This window comes from Lysinibacillus sp. NPDC056959 (assembly GCF_042674095.1).
GTDB lineage: Bacteria > Bacillota > Bacilli > Bacillales_A > Planococcaceae > Lysinibacillus > Lysinibacillus zambalensis.
Genome location: NZ_JBHURE010000001.1, coordinates 146,492 through 171,213 on the forward strand (window position 1 = coordinate 146,492; position 24,722 = coordinate 171,213).

23 protein-coding genes are annotated in these 24,722 nt (G+C 38.6%); 2 read left to right on the forward strand and 21 right to left on the reverse strand.

Annotated features, from left to right (window positions below):
• Position 1: 1 nt before the first annotated feature.
• The 16 genes from rnc to ACFTQ7_RS00765 all read right to left on the reverse strand — a co-directional run bounded on the left by rnc (position 2) and on the right by ACFTQ7_RS00765 (position 18,509).
• Positions 2-766: a ribonuclease III gene (gene rnc, locus ACFTQ7_RS00690; protein ID WP_349660835.1), complete on the reverse strand. Its 765-nt coding sequence runs from the start codon at positions 764-766 to the stop codon at positions 2-4.
• A 342-nt stretch (positions 767-1,108) separates the two neighbouring features.
• On the reverse strand, positions 1,109-1,345 hold the full coding sequence (gene acpP / locus ACFTQ7_RS00695) for an acyl carrier protein (RefSeq protein ID WP_349660834.1): 237 nt from the start codon (positions 1,343-1,345) through the stop codon (positions 1,109-1,111).
• Between the two features lie 58 nt (positions 1,346-1,403).
• Positions 1,404-2,150: a 3-oxoacyl-[acyl-carrier-protein] reductase gene (fabG, locus tag ACFTQ7_RS00700; protein WP_386826821.1), complete on the reverse strand. Its 747-nt coding sequence runs from the start codon at positions 2,148-2,150 to the stop codon at positions 1,404-1,406.
• The gene (fabD, locus tag ACFTQ7_RS00705; protein ID WP_349660832.1) at positions 2,143-3,096 is read right to left on the reverse strand and encodes an ACP S-malonyltransferase; all 954 of its coding nucleotides are present in this window, start codon (positions 3,094-3,096) and stop codon (positions 2,143-2,145) included. Before fabD ends, fabG begins: the two co-directional genes overlap by 8 nt.
• Before the next feature lie 418 nt (positions 3,097-3,514).
• Positions 3,515-4,507: a phosphate acyltransferase PlsX gene (plsX, locus tag ACFTQ7_RS00710; RefSeq protein WP_386826822.1), complete on the reverse strand. Its 993-nt coding sequence runs from the start codon at positions 4,505-4,507 to the stop codon at positions 3,515-3,517.
• On the reverse strand, positions 4,504-5,082 hold the full coding sequence (gene fapR, locus ACFTQ7_RS00715; RefSeq protein ID WP_079560862.1) for a transcription factor FapR: 579 nt from the start codon (positions 5,080-5,082) through the stop codon (positions 4,504-4,506). The genes plsX and fapR overlap by 4 nt, the downstream gene beginning before the upstream one ends.
• Positions 5,083-5,211: 129 nt before the next feature.
• On the reverse strand, positions 5,212-7,257 hold the full coding sequence (gene recG / locus ACFTQ7_RS00720) for an ATP-dependent DNA helicase RecG (RefSeq protein ID WP_386826823.1): 2,046 nt from the start codon (positions 7,255-7,257) through the stop codon (positions 5,212-5,214).
• Between the two features lie 665 nt (positions 7,258-7,922).
• Positions 7,923-8,834: an L-serine ammonia-lyase, iron-sulfur-dependent, subunit alpha gene (sdaAA, locus tag ACFTQ7_RS00725; RefSeq protein WP_349660829.1), complete on the reverse strand. Its 912-nt coding sequence runs from the start codon at positions 8,832-8,834 to the stop codon at positions 7,923-7,925.
• Between the two features lie 14 nt (positions 8,835-8,848).
• A complete protein-coding gene (gene sdaAB / locus ACFTQ7_RS00730; protein WP_079560428.1) occupies positions 8,849-9,511 on the reverse strand; it encodes an L-serine ammonia-lyase, iron-sulfur-dependent subunit beta in 663 nt (220 codons plus the stop codon).
• Between the two features lie 351 nt (positions 9,512-9,862).
• The gene (locus ACFTQ7_RS00735; protein WP_349660828.1) at positions 9,863-11,512 is read right to left on the reverse strand and encodes a DAK2 domain-containing protein; all 1,650 of its coding nucleotides are present in this window, start codon (positions 11,510-11,512) and stop codon (positions 9,863-9,865) included.
• An 18-nt stretch (positions 11,513-11,530) separates the two neighbouring features.
• Positions 11,531-11,893, reverse strand: coding sequence for an Asp23/Gls24 family envelope stress response protein (locus ACFTQ7_RS00740; protein ID WP_053594173.1), 363 nt, complete (start codon positions 11,891-11,893; stop codon positions 11,531-11,533).
• Between the two features lie 109 nt (positions 11,894-12,002).
• Complete coding sequence (locus ACFTQ7_RS00745; protein WP_386826824.1) at positions 12,003-13,046, reverse strand: GGDEF domain-containing protein; 1,044 nt, start codon at positions 13,044-13,046, stop codon at positions 12,003-12,005.
• Positions 13,047-13,621: 575 nt separating this feature from the next.
• Positions 13,622-15,226, reverse strand: a complete 1,605-nt coding sequence (locus ACFTQ7_RS00750; protein ID WP_386826825.1) for a M20/M25/M40 family metallo-hydrolase — start codon at positions 15,224-15,226, stop codon at positions 13,622-13,624.
• Between the two features lie 42 nt (positions 15,227-15,268).
• On the reverse strand, positions 15,269-16,702 hold the full coding sequence (locus ACFTQ7_RS00755) for an amino acid permease (RefSeq protein ID WP_386826826.1): 1,434 nt from the start codon (positions 16,700-16,702) through the stop codon (positions 15,269-15,271).
• Between the two features lie 156 nt (positions 16,703-16,858).
• Positions 16,859-17,620 carry a dimethylarginine dimethylaminohydrolase family protein gene (locus ACFTQ7_RS00760; protein ID WP_386826827.1) on the reverse strand — a complete coding sequence of 254 codons (762 nt, stop codon included), beginning with the start codon at positions 17,618-17,620 and terminating at the stop codon, positions 16,859-16,861.
• Between the two features lie 16 nt (positions 17,621-17,636).
• Positions 17,637-18,509: a dimethylarginine dimethylaminohydrolase family protein gene (locus tag ACFTQ7_RS00765; RefSeq protein WP_386826828.1), complete on the reverse strand. Its 873-nt coding sequence runs from the start codon at positions 18,507-18,509 to the stop codon at positions 17,637-17,639.
• Positions 18,510-18,730: 221 nt separating this feature from the next.
• On the opposite strand from ACFTQ7_RS00765, the gene ACFTQ7_RS00770 reads away from it, so the two are divergent.
• Together ACFTQ7_RS00770 and rpmB are read left to right on the forward strand one after the other, a co-directional pair.
• Positions 18,731-19,471 (forward strand): IclR family transcriptional regulator, encoded by a 741-nt coding sequence (locus ACFTQ7_RS00770; RefSeq protein WP_349658868.1) that lies wholly within the window; start codon positions 18,731-18,733, stop codon positions 19,469-19,471.
• Between the two features lie 285 nt (positions 19,472-19,756).
• Positions 19,757-19,945 carry a 50S ribosomal protein L28 gene (rpmB, locus tag ACFTQ7_RS00775; RefSeq protein ID WP_079560418.1) on the forward strand — a complete coding sequence of 63 codons (189 nt, stop codon included), beginning with the start codon at positions 19,757-19,759 and terminating at the stop codon, positions 19,943-19,945.
• Positions 19,946-20,397: 452 nt separating this feature from the next.
• Here the strand turns inward: rpmB and spoVM are convergent, their stop codons facing one another.
• The 5 genes from spoVM to pknB are packed head-to-tail and all read right to left on the reverse strand — an operon-like array spanning position 20,398 to position 24,720.
• Positions 20,398-20,499, reverse strand: a complete 102-nt coding sequence (gene spoVM, locus ACFTQ7_RS00780; RefSeq protein ID WP_139376952.1) for a stage V sporulation protein SpoVM — start codon at positions 20,497-20,499, stop codon at positions 20,398-20,400.
• Between the two features lie 18 nt (positions 20,500-20,517).
• The gene (locus ACFTQ7_RS00785) at positions 20,518-21,171 is read right to left on the reverse strand and encodes a thiamine diphosphokinase (RefSeq protein ID WP_386826829.1); all 654 of its coding nucleotides are present in this window, start codon (positions 21,169-21,171) and stop codon (positions 20,518-20,520) included.
• Positions 21,168-21,836 carry a ribulose-phosphate 3-epimerase gene (gene rpe / locus ACFTQ7_RS00790; RefSeq protein WP_386827016.1) on the reverse strand — a complete coding sequence of 223 codons (669 nt, stop codon included), beginning with the start codon at positions 21,834-21,836 and terminating at the stop codon, positions 21,168-21,170. Before rpe ends, ACFTQ7_RS00785 begins: the two co-directional genes overlap by 4 nt.
• A 2-nt stretch (positions 21,837-21,838) precedes the next feature.
• Entirely contained in the window at positions 21,839-22,723 is an 885-nt protein-coding gene (rsgA, locus tag ACFTQ7_RS00795) for a ribosome small subunit-dependent GTPase A (RefSeq protein ID WP_386826830.1), read from the reverse strand.
• A gap of 11 nt (positions 22,724-22,734) precedes the next feature.
• Positions 22,735-24,720 carry a Stk1 family PASTA domain-containing Ser/Thr kinase gene (gene pknB, locus ACFTQ7_RS00800; RefSeq protein ID WP_386826831.1) on the reverse strand — a complete coding sequence of 662 codons (1,986 nt, stop codon included), beginning with the start codon at positions 24,718-24,720 and terminating at the stop codon, positions 22,735-22,737.
• Positions 24,721-24,722: the final 2 nt, after the last annotated feature.

Sequence of the window (24,722 nt, forward strand, 5' to 3'; positions counted from 1 at the left end):
ATTAAGCCTCCTCTTTTGCAGTGCGTTCACGCATCGTACGCATTGCACATTGCGCTGCTTGCTGCTCGGCTTCTTTTTTTGATTTCCCACGACCAATTCCAAGCTCCTGTCCATTCAACAGTACGCTCGATACAAAGGTACGGTTATGCGCTGGACCCTTTTCATCAACAATTTCATAATGAAGAAGACCGTTATTTGTTTGCTGCACCATTTCTTGCAATTGGCTTTTAAAATCCATCACATGCGAAAAAGCACCGACTTCTACTTTCGGGAATACGATTCGTTCTAAAAAGCACACAACCGTTTGTAAGCCTTGATCTAAATAAAGGGCGCCAACAAATGACTCAAATACATCTGCAAGTAGCGCTGGGCGTTCCCGTCCACCTGTTAATTCCTCACCTTTTCCGAGTAATACAAAGCGGCCAAAACCTAATTCATTTGCAAAGATAACAAGTGATGGCTCACATACTATGGATGCTCGTAGCTTCGTCAACTCACCCTCACTCATATTAGGGTATTTCTCAAAAAGGTATTTAGAAACAGACAGTTCAAGTACTGCGTCTCCTAAAAATTCAAGACGCTCATTATCCGTAAACAATTTACGGCGATGCTCATTCACATAAGATGAATGCGTGAATGCTTGATACAATAAATTTTTATTACTAAATGTGATATTTAATTCATGCTGTAACAGCTCGAATTGATTGCGTACTTTTTCAGGAAGCACGCCAGATTTCTGCATAGTTCCTTTTCTTTTCATAGCCATTGAACAATCTGCCTTCCTAATAGTTTCTACCGTTTAAGTGTACCTTTTTCAAGGCATTTATGCAAAATTATTTCGGCTTAAATGCAATGTTTTGGAAGTTTAATCATTTAATTTTTTTCCAAAATAAAAAAAAGGGACGTTCACAGTTCGCACAACGAACCATTTCGTCCCTTTTTTTAAATACACCTTAGCATTTTCTGCTCTTCACATGAAAGAAAAGCAAGAGTAATTTCTGCCATAGGCTTTAACTTTATTGAATCATAAACTTTTATTGTAAAATGACCGCAGTCATGTCAACACCGCTAGAGGTGATTAATTTCTGCTAAATAAAGTTAAAACGCATTAGTTGATTTTAGTTTCGATGTATGAAATTGCAGAACCAACTGTTGAGATTTTTTCAGCATCTTCATCAGAAATTTCCATATCGAATTCGTCTTCAAGCTCCATTACAAGCTCAACTACGTCTAATGAGTCAGCACCTAAATCATCACGGAAAGAAGCTTCTAGAGTAACTTCACTTTCCTCAACACCTAAACGGTCCACGATTACTTTTGTTACGCGTTCTAATACTGTAGTCAAATTATTCACCTCCCCTCAAATGATTATACAAAAAATCATTATTTATGACTAATTGAAATTACATGACCATGCCGCCATCTATATGTAACGTTTGACCAGTCATATAGTTAGCATCATCTGAAGCTAGGAAAGTTACAGCCTTTGCGATATCCTCAGGCTGCCCAAGTTTTGCTAGCGGAATTTGCGTAAGCATACCTTGCTTTATATCTTCTGGTAGTTGATCAGTCATTTCAGTTTCGATAAAGCCTGGTGCAATCGCGTTTACTAAAATATTACGTGATGCTAATTCCTTAGCAGTCGTTTTAGTTAATCCAATAACACCTGCTTTCGCAGCTACGTAATTAGCTTGCCCCGCATTACCAGCTACACCGACAATGGATGAAATATTAATGATACGGCCTGCACGTTGCTTCATCATTTGACGTGTTACTGCTTTTGTACAAAGGAAAACGCCCTTTAGGTTCGTATCTAACACATCGTCCCATTCATCTTCTTTCATACGCATTAACAAGTTATCACGTGTAATCCCCGCATTATTTACTAAAATATCAAGCGAGCCGAATGTTTTCACCGTTGCATCCATTAACGCTGTAACTTCCTCTGTTTTTGAAACACTTGCTTGTACAGCTATTGCCTCGCCACCATTTTCTTGAATCATTGCGACAACTTCTTCTGCTTTTGCTTGTGAACCGCTGTAGTTTACGACAACTTTAGCACCCTCATTAGCAAGCTTTAATGCAATAGCACGTCCTATTCCACGTGAAGCACCAGTTACAACAGCTACTTTACCTTCTAATTTACGCATTAATCGTCCACTCCTTCGATGCTTCTAGTACAGCCTCTAATGATGTTTCATCATAAACACAGTATGTCGTGACAGATCGATCGATTTTTTTCACTAATCCACTCAATACTTTTCCTGGTCCACATTCAATAAAGACATCCACACCTTGCGAAATCATTTCACGCACAGATGCTTCCCATTGCACAGCACTATATACTTGTTCTACTAGTTCATGTTGAATAGCCGGAACATCCTCTAGCTCTTTCCCCATTACATTACCGACTACTGGAATTTGCGGAACTGACAATGATATATCAGCCAACGCTTCTCTTAGCTTTTCAGATGATGGTCGCATTAACTCTGAATGGAATGGACCACTAACAACTAAAGGAATTGCTCGTTTTGCACCAGCTTCCTTAGCCGCTAAAGAAGCTTTTTCAACGCCTTCCTTTGTGCCAGAAATAACAATTTGTCCAGGACAGTTTACATTCGCTACTTGAACTGGATCACCTGCTACAGATACTTTTTCAGTTACTGCATGCAATGCCTCAAGCTCCATCCCTAATATGGCAGCCATAGCACCTTGCCCTGCAGGTACAGCTTCATTCATATAAAGTCCACGCTTATGCACAACAGATACGGCATCCTCAAACGATAGCACACCAGCGATTACTAATGCGCCATATTCCCCAAGTGAATGTCCAGCTGCATAATTTGGCATAATACCTGCTGCACGTAATTTTTCAGCAACCATCACACCTGTAGTTAGGAGTGCAGGCTGAGCATGGTAAGTTAATGTCAACTCCTCAGCCGGTCCCTCTAGCATAAGCTTAGATAGCTCAAAGCCAAGTGATTGATTTGCACGCTCATAAAATGCTTTACTTTCTGCCGAATTCTCAATAAACTCTTGCCCCATCCCAACTACTTGAGAACCTTGGCCTGGAAAAATAAATGCTATTTTTGTCATTTTTTATTAATCCCCTTTTTAATCAATTCTGCCTCGGCATAATTTGCGTCCGGAATCGGCTTTGCGCCTAGGCCTGCACGAGGGCCGATACGATGTCGGTCATTTCGGTAATGCCACAGGACGTGGCGTTTTTACCGATGCAGGTCAGTTAGCCGTTATCGCATGGATGCGATGATTTTAGGCTAACATCCTTTATTGAACTTCTTTCCGATTCCGTGACATCTGCCGGAGGCTTTAGGCCAACAAATGTTTTCTGTGCAAAAGCGTAGTGTTAACGCAGCGGCAGCAACATAATGTTGGTCACTCAGTCGTGTGTTGCTGTCGCTTCGCTTTCGCACAGATAAATTGCCACAGGACGTGGCGTTCTTAGACTGAGTTCCTCTATTTCAGTGGGTGGTTGGACACCAGCTGAAAGAAGTTAATCGATTTCTATGTGACGTACTGTATCTGTAATTGTCGAGATGACTGTATGCTCAACCATCGTATTCGCTTGGCGAATTGCACTGTATATTGCTTTAGCATTGGATGAGCCATGCGCCTTAATCACAGGTGCTTGTAAACCAAACAAGCCTGCACCACCGTACTCCGTATAGTCCATTTTATTTTTTAGGTCGCGTAAATTATTTTTCATAAGTACTGCCGAAATTTTTGTTTTAGTTGAAGCCATAAACGCCTCTTTTAACATTGAAAATAACGCGCCAGCAGTACCTTCTATTGATTTAAGCACCATATTACCTGTAAAGCCATCTGTTACAACAACGTCTGCTACCCCTTCAAGTAAATCTCGAGCTTCTACGTTGCCGATAAAATTTAAATCTGCTTCTTTTAATAAGCCAAAAGCCGCCTTTGTTAATTCATTCCCTTTTTTATCCTCAGTACCGATATTTAACAAGCCGATACGCGGCTTTTGTAAGCCACCTACCTTTTTCGCATAAATATCGCCCATAATTGCATATTGCAATAAATGCTCAGGTCGCGCATCTGCATTCGCCCCTAAATCAAGCATTAAAAAGCCCTTACCATCTAAAGTAGGAAGTGTAGTAGCTAGAGCAGGTCTAGCAATCCCCTCAATTCGTCCTACTTTAAATAAGCCTCCTGCCATTAAAGCACCTGTATTACCAGCTGAAAGACAAGCATCGGCCTTACCTTCTTCAACTGCATCCATCATTCGTGCCATCGATGAATCCTTTTTACGACGAACCGCGCGTGCTGGATCGTCTGTCCCTTCGACAACTTCATCACAATGTACTACAGTTAATCGATCATGTATTTTTATAAATGGCTCAAGCTTTTCCTGCTTACCATATAATTGAATTTCTAAATTCGGAATTTGCTCTAAAGCTAATAAAGCACCTTCAACAACTGATTTTGGTGCGTTGTCTCCACCCATTCCATCAAGCGCTAATTTCATTGTTGTTCACCTTTACCTTTCGTGCGGTACATATCAAATTCACCAACAAAAACTGTTTCACCGTTAACAGTGGACGTTAACTCTACTTTTGTACGATGACTTTTTTCATCACGTCCGATAACGATTGCTTTTGTAATAACACGATCTCCAGCTCTAACAGGTTTCACAAAGGAAATGTTAGAATGTACTGTTAATGCTAGTTCATCGTCAATAACTGCTACCGCTAATGAGTTTGCCTGCGCAAACAAATGATGTCCACGTGCGATGCCATTGCGCTGAAAAACATGTTCTTCTTTTACGTCAAAAATAGATAATGCACGATTATCCAATTCAATATCAATTATTTCTCCGATTACTTCATCAATCGGTAGTGATTTTACTTCATTTTCATAGGTTTTTGAAGCAACATCTTTAATTCGTTCTCGTAATTCCGGAATCGCTAACTCCATACGATCTAAACGAATTGTTTGGACACTAACCTGAAACTGTGTTGCTAGCTGTTCATCTGTGACGAATGGATTATCAGCTATCGTTTCGGATAATAGTCGCTGTCGCTCTTTTTTCGTTCGTCTCAACATCATTCGCCACCTTTTTAGTTGTTATTAGCACTTGGTACTAATATCAGTATATAGAGTATAAAAAAAGAATGCAAGACTTGTTTTATAAACAAGTGCTCACATTCCTAATTGAGCATCGATATTCAACTAATCGAAGCGATCCCCTTGTAAAACGCCAGAATTTTCAAGCATGTCACGTAAATATTTATACTCATCATCATGCCAAAAAGCATCTGTTTCAATCATATCCGTCGCATCTTTTCTCGCAGTTTCAAGTATTCGATAATCGTGCACTAAATCCGCTACTTTAAAATCTGGCAAGCCACTTTGTTTACGACCAAAGAAATCCCCTGGACCACGTAGTTCCAAATCCTTTTCAGCAAGGCGGAAACCATCATTCGTTTCCGTCATCGACTGCATTCGCTCTTTACCTTCATCGGATTTCGGATCGGCAAGCAACACACAATACGACTGATGTTCTCCTCGTCCAACACGCCCTCGTAGCTGATGTAGCTGAGCTAAGCCGAAGCGTTCAGCGTCATAAATAATCATAAACGTTGCATTCGGCACGTTAACCCCAACCTCAACAACGGTTGTAGACACAAGCACATGAATAGTTCCTTCACTAAAGGCTCGCATGACAGCGTCTTTTTCATCAGCAGTTAGACGACCATGCATTAATCCGACATTGTAGCGCCCACTAAAATATGTTGCAAGCTGCTCATAGATTTCTACAGCATTTTGTACATCTAGCTTGTCTGATTCCTCGATCAGCGGACAAATAGCATACGCCTGTCTACCGGCGGCAAGCTCTAATTCTAGCTTTGACATAACAGAACCAAATTGCTCTTTTTTCATCCAATGTGTTTCAATTTGCTTACGCCCTGCCGGCATTTCATCGATCATTGAAACATCCATTTCTCCAAATGCTGTAATCGCTAGAGTACGCGGGATTGGTGTTGCCGTCATAAAGAGCACATCTGGGTTTTCTCCTTTATCACGCAATATTCTACGCTGCTCAACACCAAAACGGTGCTGTTCATCTGTAATAACAAAACCTAGCTTGTAAAAAACGACATCTGGCTGAATTAGCGCATGTGTACCAATTAAAATATCGATGTCTCCATTTACTAGTTCTTCTAAAAGCAAACGACGCTCCTTCGCCTTCGTCGATCCCGATAATAAAGCTACACGTACGCCAAATGGCTCAAACCATTCCTTCAAACTCTCAGCATGCTGCTCTGCTAAAATTTCCGTTGGTGCCATTAATGCCCCTTGAAAACCAGCAGTTATAGCCGCATATAAACATATTGCCGCGACAACAGTTTTCCCTGACCCTACATCACCTTGGAGTAAGCGGTTCATACGATGTGGCTCTTTTAAATCTTTGCAGATTTCATTGACGACGCGTTTTTGCGCACCCGTTAATTCATATGGTAACGATGCAATAAAGGCACGAATCTTTTGCAAATCAAACTGTATAACAGTACCGTGCTCACTGTCCTTTCGAATTTTACGTAACGCTTGAACACGTAGTTGAAAGTTTAGTAACTCTTCATAGGCAAAGCGCCTTCTAGCCTGCTTTGCATGTCCTGCATCAATAGGGAAATGTATTCCCTCAAGCCCATCACGTATTGTAGCGAGCTTATAATCCGTGCGTAAGCGCTGTGGAACAGCATCAGGTATGTCAGCACCAAACTCATCTAGCCCCTGGCGCATATATTTACGAAAACGTTTTTGTGGGATTAAACCTTTTAAACTATAAACAGGTTCAAAGTCAACTTGATCTGTCTTAGGACCAAATGTTACAGACGTTCCATTAATAACTTGTCTGCCCCTGTCCCATTTACCTGTAACGGTAATAATTGCTCCAGGTACAAGCTTTTGCTTTAAGTAGCCTTGATTAAAAAAAACAACCTTCACTAAATGTCGACCTGCCAGCACCGTCACTTGTAATCGTGATTTATTGCGACCTAAAAACAATACTGTTGGTTCACGCTCAACTTTACACTCAACAGTGACACGTTCATTATGTGGTGTTTGCGCCAAATCTTTTAAACGAAAATCCTCGTGCCGATGCGGAAACGTCCATAACAAATCAGCTACCGTCTCGATGCCCAATGCTTCTAAATGTCCTGCTGTTTCTTTCCCGATTCCCTTTAAATTAGTAACGGGGTTCGTTAAATCAGTCACCTTGCACGACAGCCCCTTCTAAATTTTTCACCACAAGTACTTTATCTACAGTCATTCGTATCACCATACTATTTTTCAGCATATGAGTTTCCCCTTTCTTACAATTACTCTAAGCTCGTTGTTAGCATTTAAACATTTGAACATTTGAACACGTATTATTCTCCATATTATTATATAACTTTTCATTTTAAGTAAGATAGCAATTCAATTCATTTATAGTTAATTATAACGAATGAATAATCACTTTTCTTGGTGATACTCCTAATTCTAGACTCATCACCGTAACGAGTGGTTGATTTCCGTTCCGGCTGAGCGCTTTGTTGGTCACGAAGGCGTTATCACAGGATGTGATGATTTTAGCCTTCGTTCCTCAATTGCTGATTCCCAAGGAGTCGCCCAACCGTAACGAAGATCAACTTATATACATGGCGTACGTTTTATCTTCACAGCGATTGTTTTCGTAGCGAAAGTGAAACGTCAGCTACAAATGTTTATTGTATCGAAAGCATAGCGACAGGTACAGAAGTAGAATATCACCAAGAGAATGTATCCTCTTTGCTCAAACTACCCTTCCGCACTATTTCAACATGGTTTTCATCTTCTCCATACATGTAGAACCTCAAAAAAACACGCCTTCCACTTAGGAAAAGCGTGTTTACTATCTTTTATTTTTGAAGTGACTTAATACTTTCTAAATTGCCATTATCAAAAATGGCTCTGCTAATAGCTTTACCTGTTGGAGTTGCAGCTAGACCTCCACGGGCAGTTTCTTTTAAATTTGGACTCATAGATTGTCCAATTCGATACATGGCGCCAATCACTTCATCACACGGGATGCGACTTGTAACCCCCGCAAGTGCCATATCCGCTGCCACAAGTGAATTCGCCGCTCCCATAGCATTCCGCTTAACACAAGGAACCTCTACTAATCCAGCTACTGGATCACAAACAAGCCCTAGCATATTTTTGAGTGTAATGGCAAATGCTTCTGAACATTGCTGCGGGGTACCACCAGCCATCTCAACAATTGCAGCCGCTGCCATACCAGCAGCTGAGCCAACCTCTGCTTGACAGCCACCGGCAGCGCCTGAAATCGAAGCATTATTGGCAACAACGAAGCCAAAAGCACCCGACGTGAATAAATAACGAATCATTTGCTCACGTGTCGGATTTAGCTTGTTCTTCACTGCAAACAATGTCCCTGGTACAACTCCAGCCGAGCCTGCAGTTGGGGTAGCACAAATTGTACCCATAGCCGCATTAACTTCATTTGTCGCAACCGCTTTACTTACCGCATCTAGTAATAAATCCCCCGACAATGAATTTCCTTGTGCAATGTAATTCTGAAGCAATACCGCGTCACCGCCTGTTAAGCCCGTTACAGATTTAACACCATTCAAGCCTCTTTCAATAGCTTCCTCCATCACCGTTAAATTATTGTCCATTTGCTGTATAATTTCTTCTCTAGTGCGTCCAGTTATTAACATTTCCTGCTCTATCATAATTTCAGATATTAGTTTTCCTTCTTGCTCTGCTCGTTCAACTAGTTCACGAACATTATGAAACAATACGTCCATATCGGGACACCTCCTTAGTTATTAATTTTAGAAACCTTCGAAATATGTGGTATTAAAGAAATTTGTTGTAATACTTTATCCTCGATGTTTTGATCGACTTCTATCACCATAAGGGCTGTTAAACCACGTTCAATACGAGAAACTTCCATATGCCCAATATTGACCGCATGCATCGCTAAGCAATTTGCCACATTGGCAATACAGCCAGCACGATCATCATGGACAACAAGAATCGCTGGCATGCCACCTGTTAGACGCAGCTTGAAGCCATTAACCTCACTAACTTCAATCTTACCGCCACCGATTGAAATACCAACAACGGACATCTCCCCTTCATCATCGCCAATTACAAGGCGAGCCGTATTCGGATGTTCCATGTTAGCTGTTTCTGGGATAAACTCATAGTCTAATCCCGCCTTTTCTGCATCGGCAAAAGCAGTTTTAATTCGCTCATCGAATGTATCGTAATTTAATAGACCCCCAATCAAAGCTACATCTGTTCCATGTCCTTTATACGTTTCCGCAAACGAACCATATAAGTGTATTTTTGCCCACTTTGGTTGTCTTCCAAATAAATCTCTAGCAACACGCCCAATTCGTGCCGCACCTGCCGTATGAGAAGAAGAAGGCCCAATCATCACCGGTCCAATAATATCAAATACTGAAGTAAACTTCATACTAACACCCCTCTATTCTATCTATATAATATTTTTGATTTTTTACTTATATAATGCTTGATAGTTACTATAAAAGCAAAGCATTTCTTTATCAACTTTCAGAAAATTTAAGCGACTATAATTTACACAGTGGAATTTTTAATTAACTTTTGTCTACTCCAAAAAAACAATAATTTCAAACTGCTGATATTCCAGCATTTACAAACACGCCGTCTTCTGGATACGCACACCAAATCGTTTATTTCAGCTGATTTATATCCAATATAATCCCCTAGTCTCTTTGTACCATAAACAAAAGCAGTACACATTGTGTGCACTGCTTTATCTACTCATTCACAAAGTAGCATCGGATTATTCTACCGAAATAATATACGGATATAATCCTTGTTTACCATTAAATAACTCTACTTCAACCTCTGGATAATTCTCTTCAATAAATTTCACTAATTCCGAAGCATTTTCTTCCGTTGTATCTTCACCATAAATGACTGTTACAATTTCTGCATCTTCATCCACTAAATCAGTAATTACCTTCTCAGCGGCATCTTTTAATGCCGGAGTAGATAATACAATTTTACCTTCTGCAAGAGCCATGAAATCGTCCTTATGAATTTCCACACCATCAATTGATGTATCTCGAACTGCATAAGTTACTTGACCTGTTTTAACATTTGCATAAGCTTCTGTCATTGTTGCTTGGTTCATTTCAACTGTCGCCTCTGGATTAAACGATAAAATCGCTGCCATACCTTGAGGGATTGTTTTCGTTGGAACTACAGCCGCTTCTATATCTAATAGCTCTACTGCTTGTTCTGCTGCCATGACAATATTTTTGTTATTCGGTAAAATCAATACTTTTTCAGCACCAATTTCCTGTACCGCCTTCACAATATCTTCAGTTGAAGGGTTCATTGTTTGACCGCCTTCAATAACATAAGAAGCACCAATTGAACGAAGTAATTCAGCAACTCCCTCGCCCATTGCAATCGTTACAATTGCATATGGATGCTTTTCTGCTTTTTTGACTGGAGTTGGTGCTTTATGATCCTCACCAACAATGGCAGAATGCTGTTCACGCATATTGTCGACCTTAATTTTAATAAGGCTACCATATTTTTGACCCATTGCTAAAACAGAGCCTGGTTGCTCAGAATGAATATGCACTTTTGCGATCTCTTCATCTGAAATAACAAGTAAAGAATCACCTAATGGGTTTAATTCATTACGGAATTGTTCCTCGCTAAACGGCTCTTTTCCTTCTTCAAAACGTACCATGATTTCTGTACAATACCCAAACTCAATATCCGAAGTATCCATGAAATCTTGCGCTCTATGATGTTCTGCATTAATTAAATCATCTAAAGTTGCTTCATTTTTCACCGGTAATGGCTCACCTTTTAAGGATGCTAAAAATCCTTCATACACAAACAATAGACCTTGGCCGCCACTATCTACAACACCTACTTCTTTTAAAACAGGTAAAAGATCAGGTGTACGCTCTAATGAAGCCTGTGCTTCAGCAGTAAATGCTTCCATTACTGCAATGATATCGGTTTCAGTTTCTGCCACTTCCACGCCTTTTTTCGCCGCTTCACGTGCAACTGTTAAAATTGTACCTTCAACCGGTTTCATTACTGCTTTATAGGCAGTTTCAACGCCAGCTTGGAAAGCACCCGCTAAGCCCTTAGCATCAATTGTCGCTTCTTTTTCAATAAATTTACCAAAGCCACGGAATAACTGCGATAAAATAACGCCAGAATTCCCGCGTGCTCCCATAAGTAAACCTTTTGATAAAGCTTGGGATGTTTTGCCGATATGTTCTGAGACATACTGCTCCGTTTCCTTTGCTCCAGATGTCATCGATAAGTTCATATTCGTTCCTGTATCACCATCTGGTACAGGAAATACATTTAATGAATCAACATAATTTGCATTTTGGAATAGGTGATGGGCACCCATTTGCACCATTTCTGCAAACTTTATTCCGTCTAAAGACTGCATTAGATTTAGTTCCTCCTCTTAATCATTCGCTACACGAACGCCCTGCACAAAGATATTGACAGATTTTACGCTCATACCTAATGTTTTATCCACTGTATATTTCACTTTCGATTGTACTTGATAAGCAACTTCCGAAATTTTTGTCCCGTAACTAACAATAATGTACATATCAATATGTAAATCGTCGTCCTGTTTTCGAATTACAACACCTTTTGCAAAATTTTCTTTACGTAAAATATCAGTTAGACCATCACGAATTTGATGTTTAGATGCCATGCCAACAATACCGTAGCATTCTACAGCAGCGCCACCAGCTATTTGTGCAAGTACATCTGTTGAAATATCAATTTGGCCGAATTCATTGTTTAACTCAATTGACATAGAAATGCCCCCTTGGCTCTTTTTGACTAAATGATATTGTAACACTTTCATTATACATTAAGCAACCTTGGAAGGCATGAAAGCGCACTGTATCAACGTTTTTCTGACATTATAAAGGCAAACAGACATCTTCATCGAAATTTCCACTTTTGCTGTAAAAGTTGTTACGACCGTGTTGCTTTGCTGTGTATAATGCTTGATCAGCTAATTCACAGCATGTTTTTAATTGCTCGCTATTTGTAATTTTAACATGGCACATCCCGATGCTGACCGTTACAATATCAGCTACTATCGAATGCTCATGACGAATGTTTAAGTTGCGTACTTCCTCTAAAATTTCCTCACAAACATGCTCTGAAAACTTGGCGGCATGCTGACTAACGATGACGAATTCTTCGCCTCCCCAACGTGCTGCAAATGCATTATATTTTTCTGCAATTTCATTTAAAAGAGCCGCCACTTTTATTAATGCTTCATCACCTTGTAAATGACCGTAATAATCATTAAAATTTTTAAAGAAATCAATATCGATCATCATGACAAATAAAGATTTTGATTTACTAAGTTGCTGCCCAATTTGTGTCAATTTATTATTTAAAGCCCGTCGATTGGGTAAATTGGTCAACGTATCCCGAAGTGCTTGCGCTGATAGTTCATTATTTTTCTCAGCTAATAATTTTGACAATTTCTTAGATTTTGTCATTTCTTCTTGCAATAAAATATGTTCTTTCGTAAATTGTCGTTGCATTTTATAAGTATGTCGCTGAATAACTAGCCCTATAGGAATAATAAGGGACATCGGTAAAAGTATTTTAATACCTTCACCTGATATCCCAACACTCAGATAAGCACTTATTAAAATTGGTGGTACTGTTATTACCATAATCAGAAAAATTTTCCGGAAAGAGACGGAAAAAACAGTGCAAATTATTAAAAATAGTACCTCATAAAGAGCTGCATGTTTAAAGAAATAAACGTCCATTACGGTTATTACAGTAATCAATAACAATATCGTATAGATATATGCAAGTAAGATAGATTCATATTTTCGCATATTAAGCATTGTAACCTGAAATTTCTTCTCTTTTACAAATACTAACACCGCTAAATCTATATAAAACAATATCGTGTGAATAGCTATATATGCTGGCACCATCGCTCTTTCTGAATTCGAATAGAAGAACCTCACCATAATGAATAATCGTAATGATAGTTGATATATACATCAATGTCCATGCTACCGCTCGCATCCGTTTTAAATTAAATTGAATCATTTCTTTCTGTATAGAGAGAACTAGCTTTTCTTGATTTTCGATAATGTCCGCTCCTAATAAAACAAACTTGCAAAAACATTTGTTGCTTTCGCACAGAAAACATTGCAGAATGAAGATAATTTGTTCTATTTTTATCGTCTAAATAATGAAAAATACAAGTAGTCTTTGCAAAGTTGTTGAAAAAGGAACTACTCTACCTTGGCTGATTTTCGTAGTCAAAAATAAATTTTCTAGATCTGGCGTTCCACTTTCGCTATTTAAAATCTCGAATCAATAAAAAAGCTGATGTTTATATACACCAACTTTTTCAACAAAATTGAACGATTACATATAATTTTTGTAAACTCCGAAAAGTTCAAAGTGAATATTACGGCTCCTCACCATATAATCGAACAGAATAAATTTATAACAGCACTTCGATTATACATCCCTTGATGCCATTCTATTCCTTAAATCAAAACAGGCTTTTAATAAGCGAATCAATCATCACTGGCATTTCCTTAAATGCACTATCCACATGTAGTCTTTCCGTCTTTTGGTGAGCATCCTTCCCAAACGGTCCAACATTTAAAACAGGTCCCTTTAATGAGGACATTTCCTCAAACGGAATACTATATGTCTCTCCCCATACAGGCGTGTTTCGTTCGAATGCTATCCATTCATTAGAGTTATCAGAATAATTGACATAGCTCAAATCACAAATTCCATTAAAATAGTGAATTTGCTCCACTTCAATATTAAATGTTTTGGCTGTTTTCTTCATCAATTCAATGGATCGAATAACAAGAGAATCATTAGATGAATTGATTGCCGGATAGTAAGGTGGTGCATATAACAACACTGTCGCTGGTGATAGTTCCTGGCAACGAATCATTAGCTGATCCACAATGCGAATAGATTTCTCTCGATCATCCCATGCGCTATTTCCAATAACTTGACTTTTAATTAAATCTACTTCCTTGGCGCCTAATTTATTAATCGCATACTCTAAAAGTGCCTCATAACGAAGTACGTTTACTTCACCTACACCTTGTACCTTTTCTCGCTCACAAATTCGCTTATACTGTTCATTACAAGCTAACATCGCTTCCAATGCAACTTGTTCAAAAATATCCATTACTTGCGATGCTGTGCGCTTTAATAAAAACACATTGTAAAGGGCTGCTGCACGATATGGTGTTTGTGTAGAATACTCCATTTTCAAATCTTTTAATTGTAAGGATACAGGTAATGGCGTACTTTCACCGAGATCTGTCTCACGGAAAACAGGATTCCACTCCATATGCTGCGTCATGTAGGAAGCAATAAAATTTGCGGTCATTCCTTTTAATGGCTCACCCACATGTGTCTCTTTCCCGTAAAATAAGGCAGCAGGCATAATTTTACCGATAGTTCCTGAATAAATATATTCATTGATATCAGCTGGACCTTGTGAAAAAGAAGGCTCACTATTTAAAAATAGTTTATAAGAGAGTCCATGCTGTTCACGAAGTCTGACAAGCTCTACAACTGCTGCACGCATTCCAGCAGAATTCACTTCTTCATCTGGCACCGCCGTTAAAATAAGGTTGATGGGCCATTCTTCGATACTTGCCTTTTCAATCAACTGCATATGCAAAGCAAGCCCCATTTTCATATCCATCGTTCCACGACCGAATAAATAGTAGCCTGATTCCAAATCAATTCTTGCCGCTTCAGGTAAATCCTTTTTGTATTTTGGTTCCATTAGCTTTTTTGTCAGCTCTTCAGGGTAAAAGGCTAATAGTTCCAGCTCGCCATATTCTTCAGTATGGACCGTATCAAAATGACTAATTAACACAACCGTTTCTGTTGCAGAAGGATGCTTATACAAGGCAGTTACAGCATTGCGTTCAAGACCTGCATCATGTAATTCAATAAATTCCGGGTTTTCCTGAAAATAAGAAAGCGTTTGCAATTTATTTTTTAATTTATAGGCAAATTCATGTTCACCTTTTGTTAAAGTTCTACTTTCCCAACTGACAATTTCACATAATAATGCACGTAGTTTTTCAGGGGTATTCCAAAGATAAACATTCATAAAAACTCTCCTTTATCCGATCTTCTCAACACAGAATACATATCAGTGTATATCAATAGATTCCTCATTTTTTATTTCAAACTCAGAAGAAGCTGTATTTGATTTACTCAATTTCAATTTATAGAAAATCATGCAAGCAATAAAGAACCCAACTCCATATAATAAACCAGCTCTTTGTGTTGGATCGAATGCTAAAAAGACAAGAATTAGCATACAAAAAATAATACAGAACACCGGGATCAATGGATAAAATGGCGTTTTAAATTTTAAATTAGCCACATCCCCTCCTGCTTTCACATAACGATACCGGAACATCAATTGAGATGCGCAAATTCCCATCCATGAAATTGTTACAGAAATTCCTGCAATAGACATGAGTAAAACAAATACTGCATCTGCTTCCATCACACTCGTTAATAAAGAAAGCAGCGAGAAAAGCATCGTAAAAATGAGTGCATTGAATGGCACTTTATTTTTCGTTAGTCGTCCAAATAGTTTAGGCGCCATGCCCTCTTTTGACATCGACCATAATAAACGTGTGGACGCATAAAGACACGAGTTACCTACTGATAATATCGCCGTTAAAATAACAAAGTTCATGATGCCAGCTGCATATGGAACACCAGCTAAATTCATCAATGTGACAAATGGACTTTCCAATAGTCCAAGCTCCGTTGAAGGGAATATCGCAGATAAAACAATAATAGAAGCAATATAGAAAACAATAATCCTAAAAAGAATTGTCTTTATTGCCCGAGGAATATTTTTTTCCGGACTTTCAGTTTCTCCTGCAGCAATACCAACAAGTTCAGAACCTTGATAAGAAAAGATAACATTCAACATTGTGACAAATATGATTGAAATACCTGCCGGAAATAAACCAGATGGTGCAAAATTCGTAAATTGTGGTGTCGGACGATCAGCTAACGGAATCATTCCAAAGATTGCTGCAACTCCTATAACGATAAATGCAATCACCGCAATAACTTTAATACTTGCAAACCAAAATTCCGCTTCCGCAAAGCCTCTTGTTGTTAATGCATTTAGAGTAAATAACAGGACCATAAATACGGCACACCAAATCCAAATAGGAACATGCGGGAACCAATGCTGCATCAAAATTCCAGCTGCTGTAAATTCCACCCCCGCTGTGGCAGCTGAACCGACAAAATACATCCATCCTAAAGAAAATCCTGCTGAAGGACTGATAAAACGTGTTGCATAGGTTTGGAAAGAACCAGTTACAGGCATATACACCGCTAATTCTCCAAGACAATTCATAACCATGTACAATATTAAGCCACCAAATAAATAGCCAATTAATGCCCCTCCAGGACCTGCCTGATTAATTGTAAAGCCAACATTTAAAAATAGCCCCGTTCCAATAACGCCTCCGAGCGATAGCATTAATAAATGACGACTCTTCATTGAACGGTTTAATTGATGATCTTGCCGTTGTTCCCCTTTACTCAACATCCATCCCCACTCTCTAGTTGTGAACAATACATTGAATATTCTGATATTAATTCTACTAAAGTACCCAATCAATTTATCCTATTTGACTTCTTTCAGCGGGTGTCATGGAATTATGCCGAGACATAATTGATATTGATTGGATATTTTTTTATTGAACTAAAAACGTAATGACAAACAACTTAGCCCACCATCATGTTTTCTAAATTCCGACATTTCAAGCTCAATTGTTTGGTAGCCTAAATCGTTTAATTTACGATTTGTTTCTGGATAGCCTGCTGGAATAATGACATAATCATTTACTTGAATACAGTTTGCTGAATACTCATCTTCTTTTGGAATAATAATTTTTTCATAGGATTCGAATGCAGGGTGGTCGATAAACTCCCCTGCTAGCACCATACGATTTTCACCAACATATGCGATGCCCGTTTTTAAATGGAAAAATTCCTTTAACGGAATAATCGTTGCCTCATAGCCTTCTTTTTCAACGATTTCTTTAAATTGTCGAGCTCCTTCTTCATTAGTACGGTCAGAGATGCCTACATAAAATTTCTTTTCTGCCTGCAATACATCTCCGCCATCAAGTGTTCCTGGACCTTCGATATAATATAAATTTTCATAGAACTTTTTAACAGCTGGTTCGATCTCCTCAATCTCACGATTACGAGCCTCTGCCCCTGGATTTGAAATAATGGCAAATTCAGGTGTTAAAACAGCTGTATCCTCTACGAATGTTGAATCTGGAAAGGCTTCATTCGCTTGGAGCTGTGTAACCTCCACGCCACATCTTTTTAAGGCTTCAACATATTTTTCATGCTGCTCAAATAATTTTTCTAATATCGGTTTTCCTAAGTCACTAGTCGTTAAACCATTTAAATAACTATTTCCTGGGTCTTTTACAATAACATTTTTAAACATTTTACGACATCTCCTTTTATCTTCTTACTACTGGGCAAGTTAGACATGTTGGTCCACCTGTTCCTTTTAGCGAAATTTCATTTCCTTTATATTCATAAACTGTTACGCCTGCATGAAGTAATTGTTGCTTTGTAATTGGATTTCCATTGGGAATAATACATACCCTAGGTGCAAGTGTCAAAACGTTACAGCCTAGCGCATCATACTCATCTTTCGGAACTTCAATTAATTGAATACCTCGGTTGATTAGAAGCTGCCGAAAAAATACCGGCATTAATCGTGAATGTACAACGGCTAAATCTTTGTCCACCATACTAATGAAGGACATTAGGTGTAAACATTCAGCTTCACCTAAATCATGCGGTAGCTGTACAACAATGAATTCGTCGACTATATCCTCCGTCATGTCCTTTAGCTGACGAATAGCTTCATCATTCGTTCGATAACCTCTACCTACAGCAAGAGTACGATCATCAAGCCAAACTATATCGCCACCATCTGATACAGCCTCTCCAATCAATTCTCCGATAACTGGAATGCCCTTTTCCTGTAAAAATGCTTTATACACAGCTGCTTCTGGCCGTCTTAATGTTTTGCCAGATTTCAGGATAATGGCACCATTTGGTGTGAACTTTACAGGATCATGTGCATACAACGAATCCAAACCTACTTCATCTGATTCTGGTAAAAAATCAATTTTTTCAACATACTTTTCTAGAATACTCATAAATTCAGCGTATTCTATAAGAGCCTCATTATAGTTAGGTTCTGATAAGTAGTTAAATGTTTTCCATTCATCGCTAAGATGCTCTTGGTTTCGGAAAGCATCTTTTGGATGTTTTACTATTACGTGTTTCAAAGGTGCATACATTGACGAACAATAATGCATTCCCTTCACCCCTTTTCCGTGTAGTGGAAAAAGTTTCCGCATAGAGGAAAGTTTATATGAAAAATATATGTGTTTTAAGGTATAATGTCAATATATTTAGAAAAATCCCTATATTCATTCTTTTCGAGGTAAGAAGCGTAACGAAATAGATATCCACGATTATGTAGCTAGACTTAGACAAAGAATAAAAATAAAATAAATGAAGGAGAGGTGGGACATGAATGCAATTATTAGAACGAGCTATGACAATCGCTAAAGTTTTGGCTTCTGAAGCAAATGAAAACAGTTTGTCCATTTCAGAGCTTTCGGCAAGATGCAATTTACCACTTAGCACACTACATAGAATTTTAAAAGCGATGATTAAAGAGGGAATGATTGAACAAGACGATCAAACTAAACAATATCGTCTCGGTACAATATGGATGGAACTTGGCCTACAAGTGTATGATACGATGGACTACATTAGTAAAATTAGGCCAGAACTAGAGTGTTTAGCAAGAGAAGTCGAGGAAAGCGTCTATTTAAGTAAGCCCGCTGGTTTAGATACAATTATCATTGAAAGAATTGACAGTACAACTAACCCGATTCGAATTTACGATCAGTTAGGCATTCGTATTCCGATGAATATCGGGGCTGCAAATAAAGCAATTTTAGCCACAATGCCTATTTCTCAAGCAAGGGAAATTATTGAACAGCTTATTCCTCATGAAGAAATCTCTGAATTAGAGTCACAGCTCGATCAAATAAGGCTACAAGGGTTTGCCATTAGTCATGGGGAAAGAACGGCTGGAACATCCTCGATCGCAGTATCCATTGTAAATGGTTTCAATGAAATAGTCGGTGCAATAAGTATAGGTTTTGTTAGCTTTAACGCTTCAGCAGAACATACTAATACTCTTACAGAGCGTTTAGTGAAAACTGGTAAACGTGTTTCCATGAAGCTTGGCTACCGTGGAAAATAAAACGTTATGGAAGTGAGTTTTCTTTATCCCCCTACTGATTATGAGCCTTCTCCAATCGGGCGGAATAAAATTGAAAACTTCCAATTATTTCTCCTAATAATTGTTTTATCTAGGAATTATCACCCATTATTTAACAAGTGTTTTTAGTCTGTAAAGGTTTTTTTCTTGAAAGGTTATGTGAAAACTATTGCACTGAACGTCATCGTATGTTAAATTATTATGGTATGTGAAATACCGAACTGAAATAATAATCTTTCAGCATTGACAGTAAGGAGGGAATACAACATGCCAAAACAATGTGTAATCACTGGGCGTAAAGCTCGTACTGGTAACAACCGTTCCCACGCTATGAACGCTAGCAAACGTTCTTGGGGTGCTAACCTTCAAAAAGTTCGTATCTTAGTAGACGGTAAACCAAAACGTGTATGGGTTTCTGCTCGTGCATTAAAATCAGGTAAAATCGAGCGCGTTTAATCGCCGCTTCCAAAAAATCGATTTCGCATTTGGCGCAAATCGATTTTTTTCTTTCTCAATAACTAGGCAAGCTATCAACCGCCTTTATGAGTATTTATTTACATGAATAAGTCGTATTTAATCATCCTACTAGTGGATTTCCTATAAATACAATAAAATGACTAAGCCGCAAGCAATGACAAAGAAACGTAATTGCTTGCGGCTTTCTTTACATATAGCTGTCCAACTCAACAAATCGCTTATAAATCTATAGGAATGGCAGTTACGATATAATATAAAGTATAGTTCTTCTGCAAAGGGAGGGGTTGATTTCCGTTCCGACCGGGCGCTTTGCCGCGAAAGCGAAGCGTCAGCGACAAAGCGAGTAGCCTGGAACGGAAATTACCCACCACAATATTCACAAAGACTTCCTTGACCGTTTTTTTCAACACCATAAAAAAATCCGACTAGTGTTAGTCGGATTTTTTTACTTTCTTATCTTTTTTGAAAATGTTGATACACGTACGCGTAATACTGCTTACAAATTTCGGCAGCTGGAATGTATATACTTTCAGGACTCTCTCCCCCTTACGCTAATCTATGCTTCTTATCATTAAACATATGCCTTGTGAGAAAGATATAGACCCTGAATTGCCTATTATTTCATTACTTGTAAAGCGGGATGTACCAAGAGAGATTTCTTCATTTGTTGTTTCATATTTTACTTGCCTTAATGTAACATCTTTAATCGGCTCTTCATGTGCAAAGAAAGATAAATAACGATATTGCTTATCTGCTTCTATGATGTGCTTGCCTGGCATTAAAAATTGCAACATATTTGCATGATTAATAATCTTCAATACTACGTGTGGATACTCTTTTTGTAAACGATAAATCGAACGAACTGCCGCCTCATAATGATCTAAACGTCCACCCGTAACACCTGTAAGAACAATTTCTAGTGGTGTATAGGTCAAGGCTTTTAATAGCGCTAAGTCCGTATCTGTTTCATCTTTTTCTTCTCGGAATCGTTGTCTATCATTTGTATGTGCCATCACCAGTTCGTATTCCTCTTTTGATAAAGAGTCAAAATCTCCTACTATGGCATGTGGTGTGATGCCTTGCTCGATTAAATATAGCGCTCCTCGATCAGCTCCGATAAATAATACATCACTTTGCTCTTTAAACGGACTAAATGAACAGAGTTCCTCTTTTGGTCCACCTGCACAAACAACGACTTTGGTCATCCTTGAATCGCTGCCTCACCAGCAGCTAAAATTTCTTGAAGTGCCGCTGTACGATCTTCTTTACTATAAATTGCTGAACCAGCTACAAAAATAGTTGCTCCTGCTTTTGCACAAGGAACAATAGTCTCTGCATTAATTCCACCATCGATCTCTATAGCAATATCAAGATTACGTTCTTTAATAATAGCTGCTAATGCTTCAATTTTTGGCACTACAGAATGAATGAATTTTTGCCCGCCAAACCCTGGATTCACAGTCATGAACAACACCATATCAATATCCTCTAATATGTGTTGAATGGATTCTATTGGTGTATGTGGATTTAATACAACACCCGGTTTGACTCCAAATGAACGAATTAATTGGATTGTACGGTGTAAATGGCGACAAGCTTCTACATGCACCGTAATATAGTCTGCCCCTGCTTTGGCGAATTGTTCAATATACTGATCAGGATTTTCGATCATTAAATGTACATCTAATGGTAAATCCGTTAAAGGACGAATGGCGTCTAATACGATAGAGCCAAATGAAATATTTGGCACAAAATGACCATCCATAACATCGATATGAATAAGCTGTGCACCTGCTTTTTCTACTTCCTTAACTTCTTCTCCTAAATTAGCAAAGTTGGCTGCTAAAATTGATGGTGCTATTTGTATCATCATTAATACCTCGGCTTTCGATCCATAATTTCTTGTAAAAATTGTTCGTAATGTTTATAGCGGTAGTCACGAATTTCCCCCGTCTCCACCGCTTCTTTTACTGCACATTTCGGCTCCTTCAAGTGTAAACAGCCTCTAAATTTACAATCATCTGCCATACGGGCCATTTCGGGGAAACATGCGCCTAATTCTTCTTTTTCGATTTCATCAAAATCAAATGAACTAAATCCTGGAGTATCTGCTAATAAACCGTCACATACTTCGATTAGTTCGACATGGCGAGTTGTATGTTTACCACGCCCTAAGCTTTGTGAAATAATGCCTGTTTTTAAATTCAAATCTGGAATCAATGTATTTAGTAGTGTAGATTTTCCAACTCCAGATTGCCCTGCTAATACGGAGGTTTTCTCCTTTAAAATAGGTTGTAGACGTTCAACTAATTCTTCCTCACCCTTATAGGTTTGTAGCACGGTATAACCCATACGCTCATAATCTGCTATATAGCCTTGCAATTCCTCACGTTCATGATCTTCTAGCAGATCCATCTTTGTTAAACAAATAATCGGATGAACATAAAATGACTCTAAAACAACTAAGAAACGATCGAGTAAAATTGTATTAAAATTAGGTTCTTTTACAGAAAACACAAGAATGCCTTGATCAATATTGGCTATAGGGGGACGTACTAATTCATTTTGGCGTTCCATAATTTTTTGAATAGTGCCGTCCGAGCCTTTTGTTTCCAGAGTATATTCTACGATGTCACCAACGAGTGGGGATTCCCCACGATTGCGAAATACCCCACGTCCTCGACATTGAATTAGTTCTTCTCCATCATATACATAGTAATAACCGCTTAATGCTTTACGAATTTGGCCTTGCGCCATCCAATTCCCCCTTATTTGACATCATCGTAGTTGATTGTTTTTTCATCTATAATTTCTGAATCACGAATAATTTTATAGGCTGCATCCTGACCATCTCCAATAACAAGCTGTATTCGGTGCTCTTGATCAGCCGTAATAGTAAATGTTTCAACTGTTGTTAACATTTTATGGTTTTTATCTTGAATATCAATTCGAATAGTTTGCTCTAAACCTTCTTCATTTGGCTTATATTCAATTTTCACAGGTATCACCAAAGTTTTATCAGGTCTTGCTGCAGGTCCTTTACTTAAAATAACAGCGATTGCGGTGCCCGCTTCAACCTGCGTTCCTGCTCTTGTCAATTGTGATTTAACACTTCCAGCTGGTATTGTATCATCATTTTCTTCACGAACAACACGCCATGTCAAGCCTTCTCTTCTTACATACTCATCCATTTGAGCTTTAGTGTACTTCACAACATCATCTACGGTGATCATTTTTACACCTGCGCTTACCGTAAATTTCATTATTGTATTCTTAGCGACTACCTCTTCTTGTGGTGCTGGCTCTTGTTCAATAATTTGTCCTTCAGGATCTTTTGAATTTACATAGCTAACTTCAGAATCTAAAAATTTATCCTTTAGCATTGATTGAACTTGGCTGATTTGCTGGCCTCTATAATCTTCCACTTTCGTCATTTCTACCCCAAGACTCACGATTAAGTCTACTTCTGTGCCTTTTACACGCTCCGTACCCTCTGTAGGGTCAGTTTCTATAACCTTATCCTTTTCGACGTCCTCGTCATAACGCTCCTGTGGCGACTGACCCACCGTAAAGCCTTCAGCCTCTAATTTCTTAGTAGCCTCTTCAACTGTCATATTAGCCACACTAGGTACAGGTACCTTTTTCGGGTTAAATAGATCTGTTCCAAAGAAAACGAATAGGAAAATGGCGATCGCTGCTATTACTAACCCAGCAACAACTATTGGCCATTTTTTCTTTTTCTTTTTCTTTACAGGTACTGCCTTTTCAATAGGCTTCTTCGCTTCGGGTTTCGGCGTTGATTGTGTAATTGGTTCGATTACTCTTGTCTTCGTTAAATCTTCGTCTTTATGTGCAGTTGGTTCTTTTATAATCGGAATAGCCTTCGTCACATCATTATCTACCGGTATGACAAACTTCGGTTCATTCATACGATTCGGCGATAAAACTGTTTCTAAATCTGCTTGCATTTCATCTACAGTTGAATAACGATGAGAAGCATCTTTTGCTGTAGCTTTTAGCACAACATTTTCCACACTTTGTGGAATTGTAGCATCGAAGGCACGAACTGATGGCGTCTCTGATTGTAAATGTTTAAGCGCGATAGAAATAGCTGACTCGCCTGAAAATGGCAATTCCCCAGTTAATAATTCATATAAAACAATGCCAAGTGCATAAATATCAGATTTGTTTGTTGCTGTACCACCACGAGCCTGCTCAGGCGATAAATAATGCACCGTTCCAAGCACGGAGTTCGTTTGTGTAAATGATGTAGCACTCAGCGTCATCGCTATACCAAAATCAGTTATTTTCACATTACCTTCTGCATCCATTAAAATATTTTGAGGTTTAATGTCACGGTGGATAATATGATTTTCATGAGCATTGGCAATTGCTGACGTTAACTGCTTCATAATATGCACACATCTGGCAGGAGAAATTGGTGCAAATTCCTGTATGTACTGCTTTAATGTTTTCCCTTGGACATATTCCATCACAATATAATGTAGGTCACCATCATCACCGACATCATAAACACTAACGATATTCGGATGTGTAAGGCTTGTAGCAGAAAGTGCTTCACGTTGGAAACGGCGATACAATTCATCCTCATTGGTAAAATCATAACGCAATATTTTGATCGCTACATCACGGTTTAAAATCATGTCATGCGCTAAATAAACATTGGACATACCACCGCCACCTATAAGCCCTATAATTTTATAGCGGTCACTAATTCGTTTACCTACAAGCATAC